The organism is Paenibacillus taichungensis (assembly GCF_003287275.1).
GTDB classification, from domain to species: Bacteria; Bacillota; Bacilli; order Paenibacillales; family Paenibacillaceae; genus Paenibacillus; species Paenibacillus taichungensis_A.
The window spans coordinates 913,266-935,514 of the sequence record NZ_QEVW01000005.1; the positions used below are offsets into that span (position 1 = coordinate 913,266).

At 45.9% G+C, this 22,249-nt stretch carries 20 protein-coding genes and 2 pseudogenes; 9 read left to right on the top strand and 13 right to left on the bottom strand.

Annotated elements, in window-relative coordinates; genetic code table 11:
• Positions 1-215 precede the first annotated feature (215 nt).
• The 4 genes from DC345_RS09295 (at position 216) to DC345_RS09310 (ending at position 3,451) form a co-directional block, all read left to right on the top strand.
• Positions 216-1,403 (top strand): adenosylhomocysteinase, encoded by a 1,188-nt coding sequence (locus DC345_RS09295; protein ID WP_181586530.1) that lies wholly within the window; start codon positions 216-218, stop codon positions 1,401-1,403.
• A gap of 40 nt (positions 1,404-1,443) precedes the next feature.
• Positions 1,444-2,436: a Gfo/Idh/MocA family protein gene (locus tag DC345_RS09300; protein WP_113052818.1), complete on the top strand. Its 993-nt coding sequence runs from the start codon at positions 1,444-1,446 to the stop codon at positions 2,434-2,436.
• A 57-nt stretch (positions 2,437-2,493) separates the two neighbouring features.
• Positions 2,494-2,889, top strand: a complete 396-nt coding sequence (locus DC345_RS09305) for a DoxX family protein (protein WP_113052819.1) — start codon at positions 2,494-2,496, stop codon at positions 2,887-2,889.
• A 202-nt stretch (positions 2,890-3,091) separates the two neighbouring features.
• The gene (locus tag DC345_RS09310) at positions 3,092-3,451 is read left to right on the top strand and encodes a winged helix-turn-helix transcriptional regulator (RefSeq protein WP_113052820.1); all 360 of its coding nucleotides are present in this window, start codon (positions 3,092-3,094) and stop codon (positions 3,449-3,451) included.
• Positions 3,452-3,526: 75 nt separating this feature from the next.
• Here DC345_RS09310 and DC345_RS09315 read toward each other — a convergent pair whose 3' ends face one another.
• The 5 genes from DC345_RS09315 to DC345_RS09335 all read right to left on the bottom strand — a co-directional run bounded on the left by DC345_RS09315 (position 3,527) and on the right by DC345_RS09335 (position 8,305).
• On the bottom strand, positions 3,527-5,143 hold the full coding sequence (locus DC345_RS09315) for a sensor domain-containing diguanylate cyclase (protein ID WP_113052821.1): 1,617 nt from the start codon (positions 5,141-5,143) through the stop codon (positions 3,527-3,529).
• A 180-nt stretch (positions 5,144-5,323) separates the two neighbouring features.
• Complete coding sequence (locus tag DC345_RS09320) at positions 5,324-6,073, bottom strand: spermidine synthase (protein ID WP_258530593.1); 750 nt, start codon at positions 6,071-6,073, stop codon at positions 5,324-5,326.
• A 149-nt stretch (positions 6,074-6,222) separates the two neighbouring features.
• A complete protein-coding gene (locus tag DC345_RS09325; RefSeq protein WP_053783582.1) occupies positions 6,223-7,125 on the bottom strand; it encodes a LysR family transcriptional regulator in 903 nt (300 codons plus the stop codon).
• Between the two features lie 140 nt (positions 7,126-7,265).
• Positions 7,266-8,003 (bottom strand): SDR family oxidoreductase, encoded by a 738-nt coding sequence (locus DC345_RS09330; RefSeq protein ID WP_113052823.1) that lies wholly within the window; start codon positions 8,001-8,003, stop codon positions 7,266-7,268.
• A gap of 26 nt (positions 8,004-8,029) precedes the next feature.
• Positions 8,030-8,305 carry an Atu4866 domain-containing protein gene (locus DC345_RS09335; RefSeq protein WP_113052824.1) on the bottom strand — a complete coding sequence of 92 codons (276 nt, stop codon included), beginning with the start codon at positions 8,303-8,305 and terminating at the stop codon, positions 8,030-8,032.
• A 165-nt stretch (positions 8,306-8,470) separates the two neighbouring features.
• Between DC345_RS09335 and DC345_RS09340 the strand changes: the two genes are divergently transcribed.
• Positions 8,471-9,403: an AraC family transcriptional regulator gene (locus DC345_RS09340; protein WP_113052825.1), complete on the top strand. Its 933-nt coding sequence runs from the start codon at positions 8,471-8,473 to the stop codon at positions 9,401-9,403.
• Between the two features lie 62 nt (positions 9,404-9,465).
• On the opposite strand, the gene DC345_RS09345 is transcribed toward DC345_RS09340, so the two are convergent.
• Complete coding sequence (locus DC345_RS09345) at positions 9,466-9,903, bottom strand: MerR family transcriptional regulator (RefSeq protein ID WP_113052826.1); 438 nt, start codon at positions 9,901-9,903, stop codon at positions 9,466-9,468.
• Between the two features lie 208 nt (positions 9,904-10,111).
• Between DC345_RS09345 and DC345_RS09350 the strand changes: the two genes are divergently transcribed.
• From DC345_RS09350 to DC345_RS09360, 3 genes and pseudogenes are all read left to right on the top strand, one after another.
• Complete coding sequence (locus DC345_RS09350) at positions 10,112-10,990, top strand: SDR family NAD(P)-dependent oxidoreductase (RefSeq protein WP_113052827.1); 879 nt, start codon at positions 10,112-10,114, stop codon at positions 10,988-10,990.
• Positions 10,991-11,110: 120 nt separating this feature from the next.
• Positions 11,111-12,271, top strand: coding sequence for an oxalate decarboxylase family bicupin (locus tag DC345_RS09355; RefSeq protein ID WP_113052828.1), 1,161 nt, complete (start codon positions 11,111-11,113; stop codon positions 12,269-12,271).
• A gap of 28 nt (positions 12,272-12,299) precedes the next feature.
• Positions 12,300-12,542 (top strand): annotated as a pseudogene (locus tag DC345_RS09360) (hypothetical protein); the annotation flags it as partial.
• 167 nt (positions 12,543-12,709) lie between these two features.
• Here the strand turns inward: DC345_RS09360 and DC345_RS09365 are convergent.
• From DC345_RS09365 to DC345_RS09380, 4 genes are all read right to left on the bottom strand, one after another.
• Entirely contained in the window at positions 12,710-13,495 is a 786-nt protein-coding gene (locus DC345_RS09365; RefSeq protein ID WP_113052829.1) for a class I SAM-dependent methyltransferase, read from the bottom strand.
• Positions 13,496-13,692: 197 nt separating this feature from the next.
• Entirely contained in the window at positions 13,693-15,687 is a 1,995-nt protein-coding gene (locus DC345_RS09370) for a PTS fructose transporter subunit IIABC (protein ID WP_113052830.1), read from the bottom strand.
• A 136-nt stretch (positions 15,688-15,823) separates the two neighbouring features.
• A complete protein-coding gene (gene pfkB, locus DC345_RS09375; RefSeq protein ID WP_113052831.1) occupies positions 15,824-16,735 on the bottom strand; it encodes a 1-phosphofructokinase in 912 nt (303 codons plus the stop codon).
• 2 nt (positions 16,736-16,737) lie between these two features.
• Entirely contained in the window at positions 16,738-17,484 is a 747-nt protein-coding gene (locus tag DC345_RS09380; protein ID WP_113052832.1) for a DeoR/GlpR family DNA-binding transcription regulator, read from the bottom strand.
• A 262-nt stretch (positions 17,485-17,746) separates the two neighbouring features.
• Here DC345_RS09380 and DC345_RS09385 point away from each other — a divergent pair, with 262 nt between their 5' ends.
• Positions 17,747-18,430: a G1 family glutamic endopeptidase gene (locus DC345_RS09385; RefSeq protein ID WP_113052833.1), complete on the top strand. Its 684-nt coding sequence runs from the start codon at positions 17,747-17,749 to the stop codon at positions 18,428-18,430.
• A 113-nt stretch (positions 18,431-18,543) separates the two neighbouring features.
• Here DC345_RS09385 and DC345_RS09390 read toward each other — a convergent pair whose 3' ends face one another.
• The 3 genes and pseudogenes from DC345_RS09390 to DC345_RS32105 all read right to left on the bottom strand — a co-directional run.
• The gene (locus DC345_RS09390) at positions 18,544-18,993 is read right to left on the bottom strand and encodes a hypothetical protein (protein ID WP_146752119.1); all 450 of its coding nucleotides are present in this window, start codon (positions 18,991-18,993) and stop codon (positions 18,544-18,546) included.
• Positions 18,994-19,160: 167 nt separating this feature from the next.
• Entirely contained in the window at positions 19,161-20,588 is a 1,428-nt protein-coding gene (locus tag DC345_RS09395) for an NAD(P)-binding domain-containing protein (protein WP_113052835.1), read from the bottom strand.
• A 413-nt stretch (positions 20,589-21,001) separates the two neighbouring features.
• A pseudogene (locus DC345_RS32105) lies at positions 21,002-22,249 on the bottom strand (collagen-like protein); the annotation flags it as partial.

Below are 22,249 nucleotides of genomic sequence, written 5' to 3' on the forward strand. Positions count from 1 at the left end.
TGGATGAAAAGCATTCCGGTCAAGCAATTGCTTGTTTTACCGTAATTAAGAGTATACATGCTCTCAAATAAGTTTGCAACACCTTTTTTTCTAAGCTCCAATGAAAAGGACATATGTCCTTTTTTAACTCCATCAAACTCCCTATCGTAGACAATAAGCAGATCATGTGTCCTGTTTGGACACGCTATACCTTGCATAGAAAAGGGGAGTTTTGCATGACGATCAAGAACACAACGCATGAACGTATTGAAGAAGGAAAACGCAGCATTCACTGGACGGAAATGCATATGCCCCTACTCGGCGAATTGAAGTCCCAGTTTGCCAAAGAGCTTCCTTTTGCTGGCTTAACCATCGGTATTTGTATTCATGTGGAGCCCAAAACAGCTGTGTTATGCCGCACACTTCAAGCAGGTGGAGCCAACGTTGTATTGACTGGCAGCCCGGGTACAACCAAAGACCCCGTCGCAGCAGCTCTGCAGGAAGAAGGCATCACGGTATATGGTCAACGTGCGGACAGACGCAATGAACACCTGCAAAATATCCACAGTGTACTTCGTCACCAACCCCATCTCCTTATGGACAACGGGGCTGATCTGGCACGTACCTTCATTCAACAGTATGATACTAATTCTCTAATTGGTGGTACGGAGGAGACCACGACTGGGGCCAATCTGCTGCGTGAAGAGACGGGTGAGAACATTCCTTTCCCGATCATTGTCATTAATGACAGTCCACTCAAACGGATTATGGAAAATGAACATGGTGTCGGACAGACCATTATTGAAGGTTTTATGCGTACTACAAACCTCATTCTGCCCACACGTCGTTTCGTCATCGTAGGTTATGGAACCTGTGGACGAGGCATTGCCAGGTATTTGCGGAATCTGGGCAGCCAGGTCGTCGTCGTTGAAACCGATCCGATTGCTGGCCTGGAAGCGGCGCTGGATGGATTCAGAGTGGCACGATTGGAGGATACGTTTGCATTTGCCCAAGTGTATATTACTGTCACTGGCCGTCCTAACGCCATTCTGAAGGAACATTTTAATCAAATGAATGACGGAACGATCCTTGCCAATGCCGGACATTTTTCTTGGGAGATGGATCTGGAAAGTCTCCGTCAAGAGGCGGAGCATACGGATCAACTGACAACAGATATCGAACAATTTACATTAGCAAATGGACGTCGACTCATGCTGCTTACTCAAGGCGAGATGCTGAACCTGGCCGGTGGCAGTGGCAACCCTGCCGAAACGATGGATCTGGGCTTGTCCCTGCAAGCCGCCTCTCTCCTATATCTTGTACAGCAACGCCAACATCTCACCCTTGGACCACAGCCGGTTCCTCATAGCGTTAACAACACCATTGCCGGACAGATGCTGAAGCATTTGAGCTACAAAATCTAATCCGTGTGATTGGTGATCTGCATTTAAAGGAGAGATTCACATGAAAAAAGCGAAACTTTGTTTTATCGGTGCAGGATTCCATGCATCCACGAATATATATCCATCTGCTGTTGAAGCAGGAGCAGAAATTCAGGCCATCGCCACCCGCAGTATTGAACGGTCTGAGGCGGCTCTCCTTCGCTTTGGTAGCAGCGGGAAAGCGTATGACAATACTCAGCTGATGTTACAAAATGAAGACTGTGATGGCGTGATTGTTGTGGCGCAACCAGAGGATCAGACATCACTTGCCCTTGAATGCATACGCGCTGGCAAAAATGTATACGTGGATAAACCCCTCGGATGGAATGCTGCCGAAGCTGCCGCTGTGGCTGAAGCTGCTCAAAAGGCGGGTGTGGTTGTCATGGTTGGATTCATGAAACGATATGCTCCGGTCTACATGAAACTCAAGGAACTGATTGATGGTGGATCATTGGGCAGAGCACGTTCTTTCCAAATGAAATTCGCTGTAGACAGCACACCATTCTGCAAGAATGAGGAACAATTCATGAAGCTCGCTGCCATTCATATGGTCGATCTAATGCGTTTTCTGTTCGGGGAAGCCGTACAGGTCACAGGTACAACGGTTAAAGACGGAAAACATATTAACCAGAGCATTTCGCTGAAATTTGATCACGATGTGGTGGGTAGTGCCTACTTTGCTGGCATGAGTGGCTGGTCCCGTGAGAGTGAAAGTGTACTAGTCACCTTTGACGACGGGTTTGCCTTAGCGGACGAAATCAACACACTTACGGTTCATCAATCTCGCACAGGGGACAACCTTCCCTGGAAATCCCTTGAAGAGCAAGATACTGTTTTCACTCCCTCCGGCTCTCCCATGTCAGGCGCTTATCGCGACCTCTACTTACGAGGATTTGTAGGGGAAATGGCTCATTTTATGGAATGCTGCCAGAACAAATCTGATCCACGCTCCAGTGGTAAGGATAATATTGAAACCATGGCGCTATGCGATACCATCCTGGCGTCCCTGATTTGATGTTTACACGTTATAAAGACAAACATGTTATACAATCTGAGAAGAGGGAATAAACATATGTTAGACGCCGGATTACTTATCATTCGACTTGTTATTGGTTTCATTATGTTGGGTCATGCATGCAAGAAACTGTTTGGCTGGTTTGGTGGAGAAGGCATATCAGGAACAGCTGAATTTTTCGGAGCGATTGGTCTGAGGCCTGCAAAAGTTATGGCTGTTTGTGGAGGCCTTATGGAGTTGTTCGGCGGATTTCTGTTTGGGGCAGGCCTTTGGATTGGTTTTGCTGCCATTTTGCTCATCATCCCGATGGTCGTTGCCATAGCGAAAGTTCATGCTAGTAAGGGACTTTGGAATCTGAACGGAGGATTTGAGTACAACCTGGTTATGCTTGGATCGTTAATCGGTGTTGCACTTGCGGGTGCAGGGGCGTATTCTTTGGACGCTTTAATCTAGCTTTCCAATCCTGAGAACCTCGATGTTTCGTGATACGAAACAGAGGTTCTTTGTTGTTTTATCTTCATGTAGATGTATGAGATGGGGTTTATAATCCAAGGGAGAAGTGGTATGCTCATAGATGAGTAATATGTACATTTATGTACCGTAGTACTGAAATGGATACTATAACTAACCACCACACACTGGAGGTGCAACTATAATGAGAAAGAACTCAAATGATGCGTGCCCCTCGCCTTATGGCTGTTCCGTTGAAGTCACGCTGAGCGTCATCGGAGGCAAATGGAAAGGTGCGATCCTATATCACCTATTCTCCGGTTCGTTAAGATTCAACGAGATCAGAAAATTATTTCCTGATATCACCCAACGGATGTTAACTCTCCAATTAAGAGAACTGGAAAGCAGCGGAATTGTTCACAGAGAAATATATCCTCAGGTACCGCCCAAAGTGGAGTATTCGCTTACACCGTTTGGAGAAACGCTCCAGCCGATTATTTACAGCATGCGAGACTGGGGAGAACAGTATACCAATGAAGTCTTGGCCAGATCACAAGAGGTCTAAACAAAAGACAAAAAGAAGCTATCCCTTTCTTCAATGGGACTAGCTTCTTTTTTTTTGATATAGGGAACGTATACCTTATTTTATGACCGTTTGAATGGTAATGGTACGATTACGTCCTTCTTCCTTGGCTTGATATAACGCATTATCCGCCAAATGGAACAACTCTGTCGCCGTTGTAGAATGCAGCGGGTACTCGGCAATGCCTGCCGAAATCGTCACAGAACGATCAATGGGCAAAATACTTTGTTCCACCGATACACGGATATGCTCGGCAATCTGATACGCTGTTTTGGAATCCGTATGTCGCAATAATACAACAAACTCCTCCCCGCCAAACCGGGAACAAACATCCTGCGTCCGAACCGACAGCTTAATGATATTCGCGATATGCTTCAGAACCTGATCCCCCGCATGATGCCCATACGTATCGTTTATGGATTTGAATCGATCAATATCCAGAACCACAATGGAGAAGGGAACTTCTTCATCAATCCAGTGCTGAATGACTTCTTCAAATGTTCTGCGATTAGTCATTCCGGTTAATACATCCGTTCTGGCATCATAGGTAAGCTGATCTCTTTGCTTTCGAAAGTTCGCCAATGCACTTAGCACGGTACGTGTTAACAAGTCCGCTTCCCTGTTCCAATGCGGCTTCATTACAGGCAGATCTACTTTACCCTGATCCACCTGGTTAACCAAATCCGCAAGATAAACAAACGGACTCGCTAGCTTGCGCGCTACACGAATAACGATAAGTGTCAGAATGATAAACGGGATTGAAGTGTACAGCAGCAACATGCGAATATGATGATTAAGCTGATCGTATACCATCTGGGTTGGAGATACGACGACAACGCCCCAATCTGTTGTTGGAACCTTATAATACCCTGCGAGTGAATCCACACCCGCCAGATTCTTGTATTGTTCTTTGCCCGTCTGGTCGTTAAGCAATTTCTGAACAACTTGATTTTTGTTTAGATTTTCACCGATTCTTTCCGTATCGGGGTGAAATAACAATGTCCCTTTGGCATCAACAATAAAAAAATAAGAGCCATTACTGGTCTTCAGCTGACTGCCAAATGACAGGTTCAAAATGTTGTTTTCCTGTAGATAAATGCTTCCACTAATCAAACCTTTGAATTCACCTGAAGGACTGAAGATCGGCTCACTCACAAAAACGACTCTGCGTTCCGAATAAGGCGCACGGTACGCTTCGGATATAAAGGAAGCCCTCGATTTAAACGCATTTTTCGCTGCATTAGATGTTATAGGCTTTCCGAGGCTTTTTTCCGAATAAGGTGATGAACCTCGAATAATTCCCGATGCATCTATAAGAGAAACCGAATTGAAGTAATTACTGCTGTTTCGAATCAAATCCAGTGTGGAATCCAGTGTTTTGGCGTCTGCATAGTCTATTTCCGGAAAATAATTAGCTGAATACTTCAAACTGGCTTGCATGGATTGAAACAACGAGTCCAGTGTTTGGCTCATCTGCACGGCACTTGAATAATTAAGTGAGAGTGTATTATCAATCAGCGATTGCTTCTGGGATGTATAAGATGAAACAAACATAATGGTCAATGTCATCAAAACGGCAATGGTGACCAATCCACTCAATAGAGCGGTAAGGCTGATTTTTTTGATCTCCCTTACTTTTCTTCTTAATCTGGATGTTTTATTCTCTGCGATCATTATTGCTTCCCCCGGTTTTTCATGAAAAGGCATATTCCTTCTATCTTATACGAAAGTTGTTAAGAAGAAATAAATAGTTTATGAAGTTCGAATAATTACATAGGAAGATTGACGATTTAATGACAATTGATTACATGAAAGGATACTTTCTGCGAAATCATTTGAAGCTGAAATTCAAGATTAAGATTTATATGAATCCACAATTACATATCCCTCGCCAGGCTGTTGTTCTACAAACCCAGCCATATGTCGTGATTGAAACGAAATGGGTACGTCACACCCCACCAAAATACGATTTTGGATTTCATCAGTTGTTTCAGCCGGTAATGCAAACGAACGCGTATAAGCGAAGTGTTCCTGTAACGTGGTATAAACTGCGTTCACCAGTCTGTCATTACCTGCACGACCAAATACATTCAGTAATACGATACCACCAGAATGCAATTTGTCTTTTAACATCGTGAAAAATGAACTTGAAGTAAACTGTGCTGGTGTTCCTGCAGCCGTAAAAGCATCTACAACAATATAATTATATGCGCCTGATGCCTCCTGTTCTAATAGTTCACGACCATCACCAACCAGCACTTGATCTCCACTATATCCAAAGAAAGTTCTGCTGAGCTCAACAACTTCCGCATCGAGTTCGGCCACTTTTACTTGACGGTTAGACAAGTAGCTTGATAAGGTTCCGATGCCGTGTCCAATTACAAAAATCGATTCATAATCGGGATTATTACGTTCCATCAGGTGAACCATTGCTCTTGGATACTCCAGCACCATCCGGGATGGCTCATCCAGATCCATTGCCCCCTGAACTGCTGCATTGGAGAATTCCAGCACACGAAATCGGCCCTTTTCCCCATAAAGTTTGGATGTATCATATATCGTTAACTCATGTTGTTCACTCTTATTTCGGTATAAAACTCGCACTGACCGTTCTCCCTTCGTACTTTTACGCAATTGATTATTCATGTGTTTCTATATTATACGGGAAGATAGTATTGTACCCTAGACTAGAATGATATAAAACAACAAAAAAACCGACTCCGCTGGAACGGAAACGGTTTTTCATTGACCAATTAGGATTGAATCGCTTCATGCAAAGCCTGGACATACTCCACGCCCAGATTGGAAAGCGAAGCATTTTTATGGCTGATCCACCCGACATTAATGGTCTCCTCACACTCCAGTGGAACGGGGATGATCTCGTTTCCATTCAGGTCGGCACTAAGCACACCTGTCGAGATGGTATACCCGTTCAAACCGATCAACAGATTAAACAGCGTGGCCCGGTCGTTAACCTGTATGCTTTTGGGGTGAGAAAGGGTGCTTAGGATTTCCTCTGAAAAATGGAAGGAGTTATACTCCCCCTGGTCAAAGGACAAGTAGGGATAATCCTGAAGCTGTTCAATCGCAACCGATTCCTGCTTCGCCAGGGGATTTTGCACACTGATAAAAATATGCGGCTTGGCAACAAACAAACTGTTAAACACCAGTCCCGCATCCTTGAGCAGCTTGTTAATAACCTTGGAATTGAATTCATTCAGATATAGAATGCCAATCTCGCTGCGCAGGCTTTTTACATCCTGAATAATTTCATACGTTTTCGTCTCTCGCAGAGCCAGTTCATATTCATCCTGTCCATACTGCTGCACCAGCTTGACGAAGGCATTTACTGCAAACGCGTAGTGCTGTGTGGAGACGGAAAAATGTTGCGGAGACGGCTTTGCGTTCAAATAACGATTCTCCAGCAATTCCGCCTGCTCCACCACCTGGCGCGCATAACTTAGAAATTCCACGCCTTCTTTGGATAGAGTTATCCCTTTATTCGTGCGTTCAAAAATGGTAATCCGCAGCTCCTGCTCCAGATCCCGGATGGCATTCGACAGGCTGGGCTGGGAAATAAACAGCCGTTTGGCGGCTTCATTCATCGAGCCACGCGTGGCGACTTCAATCACATATTTTAGCTGTTGCAGCGTCAATGCATTATTCCCCTCTCTCTGGTGCGTTACTTGATCATTACTATACCATATCGCAACCCAGACGAGCTTTCTTCAGGTTACAAAAAGACGCCCCAACCCGTCATATGGTTGTGGACGTCTTTGGAGTATTACAGCAAGGTTTAAGCCATGCTTGCTGTGGGTCTCACCACGATTTCATTCACATCCACCTCAGCCGGCTGGTTGATTGCGTACAAAATGCTCTGAGCAATAGCTGTGGCCGGAATGGATATGCGTCGATAATCTTTCATAAGCTCACGTGCTTCATCATCAGAGATTGATTCGGCAAGTTCGGATTCAGTTACACCTGGAGATATGAGAGTCACGCGGATATCTGAGCCTACCTCCTGGCGCAAACCCTCCGAGATCGCACGGACAGCGTACTTGGTTGCACAATATACCGCGGCTGTTGGTGTCACCGCATAAGCTCCTATGGAGGCAATATTAATAAACTGGCCGAAACCCTGTTCCTTCATAACGGGAAGTCCGACTGCAATGCCGTGTAAAACACCACGAATGTTAACATCAATCATTCGATTCCACTCGTCTACTTTTAGTGCTTCAAGGGGTGATAGTGGCATGACTCCGGCATTATTAACAATCACATCCAAACGTCCATAACGACTGAGCGCAAGCTCTACGATCGTTTGCATTTCTTCCAGCTGTGTAACATCAAGGGTATGATATTCTACTTTACCACCTTCCGAGCGAATGGAGGAAGCCAGCGTCTCCAGACGATCCACTCGTCTTGCACCAATGACAACATGTGCCCCCTGCTCTGCTAATAGACGTGCCGTTGCTTCCCCAATTCCGCTGCTTGCACCAGTGATCACAACAACTTTCCCTTTTACATTAGACATTTTGACTTCTCTCCCTATTAGGTATTTTATAGTGCATTTTCTCTGTAAAACACCATGCCCGCATGATAAAGCACGCCGTCCTTAAAGTCTCCATCTGCGGTAAAGCCAGTATCATCCACATATTCAATATGGTCTCCATCGACTACATACCGACCTTGATATGCACTTTGCCTTTTTCCCCGCGCTTCATCATAGCGACCATCAGGGAGAAGTTCGTGCCTGATGTACCCGTCCTTCGTCACCCACATCCCAATATACGGGTGTTTCACTTCCTGTCTGTCTCCTGATCTAATACCTGTCATATTCCCATGACACTCCTTTCTGTTGCCAACAGATTCAATTGCTTACCCTCATTATGTAAGGAATCAGTCTCTATACGATAGAAGAATCCCACAGTATTCTTGCCTATTCATCCAGCACATTCTAAAATGGTTAAACAAGTACGAGGAAGGGAGGGTCTGCAATCCATGCTTTCAAAAATAGAACAGGATAGTGCTCTTATTCAGCAGCAGCAGGAATTGGCCCGATTGATCGGCCGTTTCACCCACGAAGACGGTATTCATCTAACAGCAATTCCTTCGCTTGCTTTGATCCGTGCTTCCCGGGTTTCAGAGCCTATTCATGCCGTGCACGAACCCGCCCTGTGCATTGTGGCCCAAGGGTCCAAACTGGTTATTCTCGGACAGGAGAGCTACACCTATGATTCTTCACAGTATTTGGTTGCTTCCATAAACTTGCCTATTTCAGGGCAAGTTGTACAGGCTACGACAGAACATCCCTATCTCTGCCTGCGACTTGATTTTAATTCAGGGCAGATTTTTGATCTTATTCAGGATTCTCCCTCTACACAAGCCATGCCCGACAAATCAACACGTCGTGGGTTGTTTGTAAGTTCAACCAAACCTCCGCTTCTGGAAGCCGTAATCCGATTGGTCAGATTGCTGGATACACCTGAGGACATTCCAGCACTTGCACCGCTTATGACTCGTGAGATTCTATATCGCCTGATTCAGGATGAACATGGACACTCCATCAGGCAGTTTGCGATTCAGAACAGTCACGCACAGCACATCGCTCAGGTCATTGAATTAATTCAATCAGAATACGCCCATCCGCTTCGAATCGAGCAATTGGCTTCCATGATCAACATGAGTACATCCTCATTGCATTATCATTTCAAAGCCATTACTGCCATGAGCCCACTGCAATATCAAAAACAGATTCGCTTGCAGGAGGCTCGGCGAATACTGCTTGCAGGTTCAACCGATGCAGCCGATGCTGCATTTCAGGTAGGGTACGAGAGTCCTTCACAATTCAGTCGGGAGTACACCCGCATGTATGGGCTTCCTCCTAAAAGTGATATCAAACGCCTTCGTCATAGACTCCATATCGAATGCTAAATATAAGCAAAAAACCACGTCATATTGACGTGGTTTTTTGAGTTCGGGTGAACTTGCAGCACTCAGGAGAAGATGTTCTTTTTTTCAAATACAGACATCTGGTTCTCCCCTGTAATCGGGCACTCATCCGGAAACATGCTTCGCTTCTCCATCTTCTCATCGATAAAATCGACGATCTGCTGCAAAGATACAATCTGCGCTTCGATCTTCTTCCGATGGTTTAACAGCATTTCACGCTCATCCGGGAAATCTTCCAGGTCCGAATCCATCGACATCTGTAGATAAGGCTTCATCTCCTCCAAAGACATGCCTGTTTTTTTCAAACAAGTAATAAGCTTCATCGTCTGTATATCCTCCGAACGGTATACCCGATGGCGATTGGCCTTGCGTTCAGCCCGGGGAAGAAGTCCAATCTTCTCATAATAACGAATGGTATCTTCCGATAATCCGGCCTGTTCTGACGTCTCTTTAATGGAGAACCCTACAGTATCATTCATCATCGTCGTCGACCTCCTCCACTTTCATTGATCTCTATCTTACAACTTGGAGTCAGCTCCAAGTCAAGGTTGTTTTGAGTCCACAGAAGCCGCATCCTTAAAATTCAAAATATAACCAACCGTACGCTTGACTTGGAGTCGACTCCAAATTATAGAATGAGCGCATTAGACAGATTGGCTCTGTCATCCCATTCACTCAGGAGGTATTTATATGAATTCAAATCATAAACTTCGTACAGCCTTAATTACAGGATCAACTTCGGGAATTGGTCTTGAACTGACCCGTACCTTGTTAGCCGAAGGATGGCAAGTTATCGGCCTTAACCGTTCCGCTTTTCCAAAAGAAGACAGTGATATTCAGGACGGATTGCACTCCGGCCAGCTCCGTTGGGTTCAAGCTAACCTCACTCAGTACGATAGCCTGAGAAAAGCTTTAAATCAGATTAAATCCGAAGTGGATACCATTGACGTGTTGTTTAATAATGCCGGGGGTAGTGGTTACGATCTTCGTTTGTCTGATCATGGGCATGAAATGCACTTTGAATTACAGACTGTGGTACCGTATATCATTTATATGGAACTACAGGATCTTCTTCACAAAAGCACCTTGAAAACCGTTATTAATACATCCACCAGTGCATTTAAGATGGTCAAACAGTTTAACATGGACGTCCTGGAACATCCAGCCGAGTTCAAAAAGCTGTTCGGTCCTTATGCGACTTCAAAGCTCGCACTGTCTTTATGGACACGCGAAGCTGCTTCTACCCCTGCATCTAAAGGAATTCGGTTGCTTAGTGTGGACCCCGGGGGCAACAATACACTCAGAGGTAATAAAACATCCGGGCTGCCCTTTTATATCAAACCTATCATGAAGCTGTTCTTCCCGCATCCAAGTCACGGAGCTTCTCTGCTTTATAACGCTGCCATTGCGCAAACCAAATCTGGTACGTTCCTGATGAAAAACAAACCCACCACTCTTCGTTTTACGGAGCAAGGCCCAGCCATTCTGAACAGAGTGCATGAAATTTATGAAAATGAATTTTTGCAACCTGATTCCAAGACCGACCCCGTAAGCAAAAAAAGTGTCTGAGCTTTCTTCTTTACTTGGATATATATTCCCTATCCCTCATAATTGCCAGGCTCTGGTTCATAATCTTCACTATACCGACACCTATCATGGGATGAAGTGATGAACTGGAGGAATCTGCATATGAAAAATGAAAACAACAATGGCAAGCCATTAATTATACCGCAGCCAATACGAAAAGACGGTGCCGGAGGACCCGATCTGGGACCTCGGGATGTGATGAGAGATTTACAAAATCCGGATATGCTGGTGCCACCGGTAACCGACAACGGCTTATTACCCAACCTGAGAATGTCTTTTTCCGATACACACATGCAGTTGAACCATGGCGGTTGGTCCCGGGAAATTACGGTACGGGATCTGCCCATCGCCACGACACTGGCTGGGGTGAATATGAGCCTTACCCCTGGAGGTGTACGGGAGTTGCACTGGCATCAGCAATCGGAGTGGGCGTACATGATCTGGGGTACGGCACGAATTACGTCCGTGGATCAGCAAGGTCGTAATTTTATTGCAGATGTGGGACCGGGAGATCTGTGGTTTTTCCCAAAAGGTCTGCCCCATTCCATCCAGGGCTTAGCTGATGGGTGTGAGTTTTTGCTTGTATTTGATGATGGGTCCTTCTCCGATCTGAATACATTATCCATCTCGGATTGGTTTGCTCATACGCCACCAGAGGTGTTATCCGTCAATTTTGGCGTACCCGAATCTGCATTCCAATCCATGCCAACAGAACAGGTTTACATTTTTCAGGATCAGGTCCCGGGTTCCCTCGCTAGCCAGGAAGTGCAATCTCCGTATGGTACAGTGCCCCTCTCCTTCAAGCATCGGCTGTTAGCCCAGAAACCGATCATTACACCGGGAGGCAGTGTACGTATTGTGGACTCCACCAACTTTCCGATCTCCACAACCGTTGCCGCAGCACTCGTGGAAATTAAGCCTGGAGGTATGCGCGAGCTTCACTGGCATCCCAATGCGGATGAATGGCAATACTATTTGACCGGGCAAGGAAGGATGACGGTTTTTGGAGGGAATGGCATCGCACGTACATTCGACTATCGGGCTGGAGATGTTGGATACGTACCTGTAGCTATGGGGCATTATATTCAAAATACGGGCACCGACACGTTATGGTTTTTGGAGATGTTTAGAAGTGATCGCTTTGAGGATATCTCCCTAAATCAATGGATGGCATTAACCCCGGAAGAGCTTGTTCGTGACAACTTGAACGCTTCCCCTGAACTACTTCATGCATTGCGTAAAGAAAAGTGGCCTGTTGTTTAAGAGGAATTGATCTAGGAAAAATATAAAGATGAAAGCCGTTATTTTCAAGGACCAAGGATATTCAAGTAAAAGAGGTTGAAGACCCGAGATTGCAGCAAAAGCTGACATCATCGTACGTATTACTTCTACAGCCATATGTGGATCAGATCTACATATATATAAGGGAGCACTGCCTGCCCTCCGTAATCCGCAGATTGATACCGGTGGTTATTTTGGCTTCACGGAACATTACGGAATTTTTCTGGGGGGGTTAGCTGAAGCTTACCGGATTTTCTACGAACACGAAGACGAATGTACCAAAGTTATACTAGAACCTTGATTGTGTGACGTCCAAAAAAGGCAGTTGTCCCTAACACGGGGCCTCTGCCTGTTTGATTTTGATTTTGCGCACTTTAACTATTACTCCTACAAGGGATCCATCTGATAACGCGAAAAATCTTATCTCGCTTTTAACGCCTGAATGTATACACTTTCTCCTTTGAAGCTGTCGAGTCTGCCAGACTGCGTCACTTCAAAATTGAAATACTTCTTAATTACAGATGGCGCGCTCAGCATGCTTGCTTCAAGCTCTTTACTCTGCGTCTCCGGAAGTCCAGCCCTGATGCACCAGTCTTCAAATGTAAAGTGTTTCTCAAAGGAAACCATCGTTTCCATTCGAAATCCGGCAAGCTCCAACATCCGAATCCATTCCGTCTTACGCCATGCCCGAACATGACTTCCATCACGCCACTTCTCGATTTCATTGTAAAATTGGTCGTTCTCATCACATTCAGGTGCCACATTATCAATTAATAACAATCTGCCACCAGGTTTCATTACCCGAAGCGCCTCTGATACAAAGGATTGCACGTCCGGAAAATGGTGTGCAGCAATGCGACAGGTTACAAGGTCAAAGAAATCATCCTCAAAAGGGACGTGTTCAGCATCTCCTGCAACAAAATCCACATTCTCGTGCCCGTTTCCCCGGATAAAGCGTTCAGCCACTTGTAACATCTCATCCGTTAGATCCAATGCGATAACCCGCTCCACAAGCGGAGCTAATGCATTGGCAACATGTCCTCCTCCAGTGGCAATATCCAGCACCTTCATATCCGAGCTCGCTTGAGATGAAGCCACAAGCAGTGCCAGATCATCACCTTTGGCATGACCGACACTAGTCACATATTTCTCTGCATTTTTAGCAAATTGTTTGCGCACCTGTCCTTTAATCTGATCATTAGACATGCCGTATCCTCCTTATAGTTTCATTAGATGAAACTAAGTTTCATTAATTTGATATTGTTTATCTTATCACAGAATGAGCTAAAGTGAAATAAAAAGCATCTCCCCAGTGAATTTCACTGAGAAGATGCTTTTTTATTTTAAACAAAGCTATGAGATAGAGATTGTTTACAACTTTTTGGGAAGCCTTACCCTTTGACTTATTTCACAACGGTCGGCGATTTCTTCCACAGTCCGAGGATCAGACCGGAGATTACTGCACCGATTGCTACAGCAAGCAGGAAGAGCAATGCGTGATTCGCCAGTGCCGCAACGAAGATTCCGCCATGCGGAGCAGGTACGTTAATGCTCCACAGTTGAGTCAGTCCACCTGCAACAGCTGAACCGAGAATACAAGATGTCAGGACACGCAGCGGGTCAGCCGCAGCAAATGGAATGGCGCCTTCTGTGATGAAGGAAAATCCGAGCACGTAATTCGTCAAACCTGATTTGCGTTCTTGCTCCGTGAATTTGGATTTGAAGAACGTTGTAGCGAGTGCAATCGCCAGCGGCGGTACCATACCACCTGCCATAACAGCTGCCATCCAAGCACCATCCGTATTGCCGCTGGATGTAAATACACCGATAGCAAACGTATAAGCCGCCTTGTTAAACGGTCCACCCATATCGATGGACATCATGCCACCAAGCAGCAAGCCCAGCAATACAGCATTACCGGTACCCAGATTACCAAGTGCATCTACAAGCCATGTGTTAAGGGAACCAAAGATTGGATCGAAGACATAGAAACTTATTGCACCAACGATAAGCAGTCCGAATACAGGATACAACAGGATCGGTTTCAAACCATCAATCGCTTTAGGCAGTCCTTTAAACAGTTTGCGCAGACCAATTACGACGTAACCTGCCAGGAAACCGGCAGCCAGACCACCAAGGAAACCGGCGTTTGAATTCACAGCCATCAATCCACCGACCATACCAGGCATCAGGGCCGGACGATCACCAATACTCATCGCAATAAATCCGGCTAGAACAGGAATCAGGAAGTGGAACGCACCAGTCCCGCCACCAATGGTTTGCAGCAGTTGCACAATCGGATTTTCAGGACTCGCAATTTGTTCAAACAAGAAGGATATGGCGAGCAAAATGCCACCACCCACGACAAATGGGAGCATATGCGAGATACCGTTCATCAAATCTTTATAAATCTTGCTGCCCACGCTCACTTTGCCTTGGCTTTCACCTTCACTTTTGCCACCGTTACCGCCTTGGCTTCGGTAGATCGGAGCGTCTCCGTTAACTGCTTTGCGAATCAGTTCTTCAGATTTGCGAATGCCATCGCTTACGGGTCTTTGCAATACCGGTTTGCCATCAAAGCGGGCCATTTCCACATTTTTATCCGCCGCAATGATGACCCCTTTGGCACGAGCGATTTCATCAGCTGTCAGTACGTTCTGCGCTCCTTCTGAACCGTTGGTTTCGACACGAATATTGACGCCCATTTCCTGTGCTTTCTTTTTGAGAGCGTCTTCAGCCATGAACGTGTGAGCAATGCCTGTTGGGCAAGCGGTTACTGCAACGACAAAATCTTCAGATGCCGCATCGCCAACAATAAGGCCTGATGTATTCTGCTTCTGCCCGTTGGCACTGCCTGAGCTAGATACAGCATTTGTTCCATTTACGGCATTTGCTGCTTTTTCCGCTTCGACTTTTTCTTTGGCAGCTTTTTTCTCTGCTTCCTCTGCCTGTTTGGCATCGAATAATGCAGTCACTTCTTCAGGAGTGTCTGTGCTCATTAGCTGCGAGATGAAATCGCTATCAATCAACAACCTGGAAAGAGCCGCAAGCGTACGAAGATGTGTATTTGCTGCCCCTTCTGGAGCTGCAATCATGAAGAATATATGGGCCGGTTCATCATCAAGCGCTTCAAAATCAATTCCTTTTCGACTCTTGGCGAATACAACCGTTGGTTCATTAACTGCTGTTGTCTTGGCATGAGGCATGGCAATACCGCCACCGATCCCAGTGCTGGATTCCGCTTCACGTTTATATATCATTTCCTTAAACAGAACCGGATCATTAATACGTCCGCTACGGTTTAAACTTGCAATGAGTTCATCAATAGCCTCTTCTTTCGTTGCGGCTTGCAGGTCCATGATCATCGTTTCCTGGATCATCAGGTCTGTTATTCTCATTTTGGTACACTCCCTTAAATTCAGTCGGCCTGTGTGATGCAGACCGACTCATAATTGTACTTCTTACGCTGTTATCTGCGATTCATTGAATCCCCTCTTCTAAAAAGGGGCATGCATTTCATCCATTTTGTACGGACTATATTTTGGTTATCGTAACTTGAGTACGTAGCTCTTCAATGAGTTCCCGTGTTGCCAAGTCATCCGAAAAAGCCGTTGCACTACCCGAAGCGACCCCAGTTCGGAACGCTTCAAGCAGGTCTTCGTTCAATCCAAATGTCCCTACGAATCCACCGATCATGGAATCTCCAGCACCAACCGAGTTCTTCACGACCCCCTTTGGCACACTCGCATGGTAGACATCTGTTTTGGTAATCAACAGCGCTCCTTCTCCTGCCATGGAGATCAACACATGTTTGGCACCTGCCTCCAAAAGCTTGCGACCATACGTCACCAGTTCCTCTTGAGTGTCAATCGTTACTTCGAAAAGTTCAGCCAGTTCGTGATGGTTCGGCTTCACCAGCAGCGGTTCATGTACCAAAGCATCCATTAAAGCGGGGCCTGTCGTATCGATTACAAAATCGGCACTCGTTTGTTTGCATACGTTGATCAGACGATCGTAGAAATCGGCTCCCAGCGAAGGTGGTACACTTCCCGAAAGAATGACGATATCTCCTTTTTGCAGTGCGGATAGCTTGTTAAGCAACTCCGCTGCTTCCTCTGGTCGAATGGCTGGTCCCAATCCGTTAATCTCTGTCTCGTCTCCATGCTTCAGCTTGATGTTAATCCGAGTATCATCTGCGATGGTAACGAAATCCGTCAGGATCTTGTCTTCCTGCAATTTGTCATTAATGAAACGGCCTGTGAACCCTCCCAGAAATCCAAGAGCGGTGTTTTCGGCTCCCAGTTGATTAAGCACTCGCGATACGTTAATGCCTTTGCCTCCAGGAAGTTTCAGGTCCCGATTCATACGATTCAAATGACCAAGCTTCAGATCATCCACTTCCACGATGTAATCAATGGAAGGATTAAGTGTTACGGTATATATCATGGCTATCCCTCAATTATTTTAGTTTTCTGGGCGATTACAGAGCGCCAGTGTTCCGGCATATGTTCTGTGATCAAGTCTGCCTCCTCAAGGTCAAACAGTTTGGCAAAAGTAATTTCCCCAATTTTGCTGGAATCAGCCAGCACGTAAGATTTACCGGACAATTGATGTGCACGCCTTTTAATCAAGGCTTCCTCCGGATCAGGAGTTGTATACCCCATTTCGGCGTCCACTCCGTTGGTTCCAATAAAACATTTATCAAAACGGAAGTTGTCCATATTCTGTAATGCGATACTGCCAATCACGGCTTTGGTGTGAATTTTCATCATCCCGCCTAGCAGATAGCTGCGTATTCGTTTACTTACCAGCGCTTCTACATGAGAAAGTCCGTTCGTCACTACCGTAACGTCCTTAGCTTCAATATAGGGAATCATGGCTAATGTTGTCGTCCCCGCATCCAGATAGATACATTCACCATTGTTGATCTCCTGCGCTGCTAAACGAGCAATCGCCGTTTTTTGTTGAATGTTTTTGAACGTTTTTTCTTCCATGCCTGGTTCTGGCGTTTTTTCATTCACTAGAGCAGCACCACCATGTATGCGTTTCAGCATCTGACGGCTCTCCAGATCAATCAAATCGCGTCTTATCGTTGACTCAGAAGCACCCAGCACATCTACGAGCTCTTGCAGTTTCACAATTCCTCTTTCTTGTAAGCGCTCTATTATTGCAGCATATCGTTCTTCAGTTAGCATCTTCATTCCTCCAACTGCTTTTATAGTATCATAAAATCCGTAAAAAACAATCATTTTCATTCAAATTAATTTAAAAACATTCATAAACCATCAATATTCGACATTCCGCACACATCAAACATCGCATTCAACCATAAATATCGTTCAAAATCATTCAAACCTTATTTCTTTTTCAGATTGTCCATGTCCTCTTTCTTCTTCCATGCATTTGATAATATCGAACGAATGATTTCGTCTCTATTTTCACATGGGAGGTGGCCTTATGGCTAATCATCGAAACAAACGTCGAAAACCCTGTATTCCTCATACAGGCAAAACAAATTCTGCATTATGCTTTGGGTGGATTTCCTCCAACTGGAGCGGCTATGCAATAGCAGGTGACAAAGCTGAATTCAGACGTATCTCGGCTGAATGGAATGTGCCCTTTGTTTTACCATCGTCCAAGTCCTCATATTCATCAGCCTGGATCGGAATTGATGGATACGAGAATTCCAATCTCATTCAGACTGGAACAGGCCATGATTGGGTTAACGGCCAAGCTAGTTATTATGCCTGGTGGGAAATTCTGCCGGACGTTGAAACGGTTATCCCTTTTCCTGTATCACCAGGAGATCGAATCAGAGCGGCCATTTACAAAATCAATCGAACTCGCTGGTGTATCACACTTCATAATCTGACCCAAAATTGGACTTTTCGCACCGTTCAGCAATATACAGGGCAGCAGACATCTGCGGAATGGATTGTAGAAGCTCCATCCGTAGGAAACTCCATCTCCCGAATGGCAAAGATCACTCCTGTCAGCTTCAAGTGTTGTCGTCTGAACGGTAGGCCCCCCTGCTTCATCGCCAAAGAGAAAGGCATCATGATTCAACAAAAACAGGTTGTTTCCATTCCAGGAGTAACGGGATCACGCGGAGACTCTTTCGTCGTGAAACGAAACGGCTGAGACTTCTTCGTTGACAGATTTAATGAAAAAAACTGCAATGTGCCGTATTCGGCGTACCATTGCAGAATGGATATTCGGTCATTATGGGATTGACACGAGTCTCTTTATTTCTTTTAAAGGAATAGCTCAGCCCTGTCTGGCTTGGGTTTCACCCAATTTCCTTCTTCATTAATAAATGCTCCCTTGAAACGCCCCATCTCCAATTTCTCTATTAGCTTCATCTCATCCAGCACCAGAATTTCGGACAACTGCTGCAAACTATAATAATCACTTGGATCGTAATCCAGCAGAATCGGAACAGCCATGTCATACAGTTCCTTAATTAGATTCTCCAACGAATGACGCCCGAGGTTGTCCATGGTTTGGAAAAACTTCAGATCATGGGACACCAGATTGCGGAACGATTTATCTTTCAAGTTCATCCACAGCGTATTACACGCCTGAACACTCATATAGTTCTGCTCTACATCATAATATTGGATCTCATTAATCTTCATATACTTTTCCTGAAAAGCCACAATTTTGATCAAGGGTTCATTTCGTTTGCGTGACGCTTTCTTCAAATGGGTTCTGAACCCCTCATAATCCATAATTCTCACAATAATCTATCGCCTGCCTTAACGCTGTATAATTCGATATTTTACAGTATTATATAAGCCCCCGTAAATGTAACTTTAGAAAAAGGAAAACCGTACAGCCTTGTACCCCGCTGTACGGTCATTTTGAATACTCAGATTCCAACTTCACTTTTCACCCAACTTGCGGTAAATTCCTGTTCGTTATACTTAAAAAATTGCTCTAGGATCTGTTCCCGATCATCCAGGAAAAGCTGGTCAGCTACAGCTGAAACCAGCTTTGGCACAGCATTCTTTGTGCCCGATATTGCTGAGGCAGAAAGGCCGCAGCTTGCAAGTGCAGAGTAGTTAAAAACAAACAAGCCTCGCAGCTTATCTTCCCCCTCCTCATCCCTGCTGGTCATTGCAAACCCAGGACTAAGGTAGGGATGTGCGTCAAGCAATGCATTCCTTTGTTCCGTCGGAGCTTGAAAGCGGTCTGCCCAGCGTGCGATGTGTGCCTCCACCATTCGGAGCTCGGGACGCAGTGCCGGATCACTCACCATCCCCGTACTTATGACCAGAAAATCAAAGGATTTCTGACCCAGTTGCGTAGTCACTATCGCTCTCCCATCCTTCATCTCTACATTCAGCCAAGGCGCATGAAGATGTAATTGGAAGCCTGGCCATGCAGCAGCCCGGTTAAAGGTATCATTGGTTGGGGGCTGATTGTATTTGAAAAAGTGGGAAATGGTCGCATACTTATCCTCGTCCGATAATACGTGAAACCGTTCGATCATACCGGATTGCTCCATCTGACGAATCGGGTTAACACTCGGCAATTGTTCCCGCCGCACAAATACGTGAGCCTCAGCCACGCCTGTGGCTAGTGCAAAGTTGGCATTATCAAAAGCAGACGCCCCTCCGCCAAGTATGGCAATCCTTTTTCCTTGTAACCGTTCAAAATCAATTAGCTCCGACGTGTGAGCGTACAGATGCCTAGGTATTTTCTCAGCGATCAGAGGTGGTACATGCCACTCCCCACCACCCTGGATACCCGTAGCCAAGACAACCTTTCGTGCCAGCAACATATTACTTGGAGCCCCTACACCTGTAATGTGCAACCGGTGTAAACCTCCATCTGCAGGTTCAATCAGTCTCAGTTTCACTTCATTCACGACAGGTAGATTAAGCACCTCCCTGTACCAACGCAGATAGTTCATCCATTCGCTGCGCGGAATTTTATCAACCTCATCCCATCCCGAAGGACCCACTTGCGCCTCCCACCATGCTCGAAACGTCAGCGAAGGAATACCGAGATCAATGGAAGTCAGATGTTTTGGTGTACGTAACGTAACCATACGCGCGTATGTCTCCCAAGGTCCCTCCAACCCTGCGGCATTTTCATCAATGACCAGAATGTTGGATATCCGCTCACGCAGGAATCCAAAAGCAGCCCCCAAGCCGCTCTGCCCACCGCCTACAATAACGACATCATAGATATGGTCTTTGTCATGTTCCCGCGGACGAATCCAATCCGCACCTCCATATGCGAGATAAGCCAAATCATCTTGTACTCGTTGGTTTAATGTTTCAAGGCTCATCATTCATCAACCCTTTCAACGTCCACTCGTATACTGCTACGAACCGCTCATTTAATGTTATGTTTGTGTAATAATTCGTTTCATTTGATGGATATTCCGTAATTTCAAAGCAGCTTAATTCTTTTATCATATGAATAAAGACGAGGATTTCGTCTCAATCCCTTACATCATTTTCGTTAGGATTAGCGTTATTATATGAGTCCGGGTTATTTTTTTGAATATCACGATAGATTTCTTGTCATCATACCTAAAAATATCTAACATGCTTGTTAACTATAACGAAACCAAATTTTAATGATTTCGTCCTGTATGTAAAAAAGACAGATCAGGTTGGATATTAACGGTCGATCCAACCCGGATCTGTTTTCGTGTTGTCTTATTTTTAAATAGGTAGGGTGCTGAAAATTAACACCTCATGTCAATTCGTGTACTGACCATACAATACCGTTCGTTGTTCCAATCCCCAAGTTCAGAGTAATCGTTAATCCATTCGCGGCGTAAAACAACCCGATCACATCGCCTGCGTTCAGCGTAACCTGCGCCGCTAGGGTTACGGCTCCACTACCCAGTACTGCCCGCAAAGTGAGTAGCGTCACACTGATATTCAGGATCGGCAATAGTCCATTGACCAAAGTAGTGGTAGTGGGGGATGTTCTTTGCACCAGAAAGGCTGGATTGACCCCAGCTCCCAATGAGATAGCTATCGCGGCAGTTGTAGAAAAATTGATTGTTGCCACAATCGAGTAGGTTCCAGTATTGGGCGCCGTGTAATTGCCTGTAGTTGCATTAAAATTTGCATTGCCATAGTAAGGACTTGCTGTGCTCCAGTTGGTTAACTGAGTGCTGGTTGCTGTCGATAGGTTAGCCAAAAATGCAGAAAATCCTTGTGCAGCTAGATTGGGTCCTGATGCACCAGTAGCCCCTGTGGCTCCCGTGGATCCAGTAACTCCAGTAGTCCCGGTAGCCCCAGTTGCACCTGTTGTTCCCGTTTCTCCCGTTCCGGTGGCACCTGTCACACCAGTTACACCCGTTGAACCCGTCGCGCCGGTGACTCCAGTAACCCCCGTCCCGGTTGCGCCTGTCGCACCCGTTCCCCCAGTAAGACCCGTTGCTCCAGTAGCTCCTGTTGTTCCCGTTCCGGTGGCTCCGGTTGTTCCCGTTCCGGTGGCTCCTGTCGCACCTGTTTCACCAGTAGATCCTGTCGCGCCGGTGGCTCCAGTGAAGCCTGTTGTTCCCGTCCCGGTGGCTCCTGTCGCTCCTGTTACCCCAGTTAAACCCGTCGCTCCTGCGGCGCCTGTAGCCCCGGTAACTCCTATTCCGGTTGCGCCTGTCGTACCTGTGACCCCAGTAAGACCCGTGGCTCCCGTAACTCCAGTTGTTCCCGTGCCGGTGGCGCCTGTCACACCCGTTACTCCAGTAAACCCTGTTGTACCTGTGGCTCCCGTGGTTCCGGTGACTCCTATACCGGTTGCACCTGTTGCACCAGTAAGACCCGTGGAGCCAGTAGCTCCAGTTATTCCTGTTCCGGTGGCTCCTGTCGCACCCGTTACTCCAGTAAACCCTGTTGTACCTGTGGTTCCCGTGGTTCCGGTGACTCCTACTCCGGTTGCGCCTGTAACACCTGTTTCACCGGTAAGACCCGTTGCTCCGGTCACGCCAGT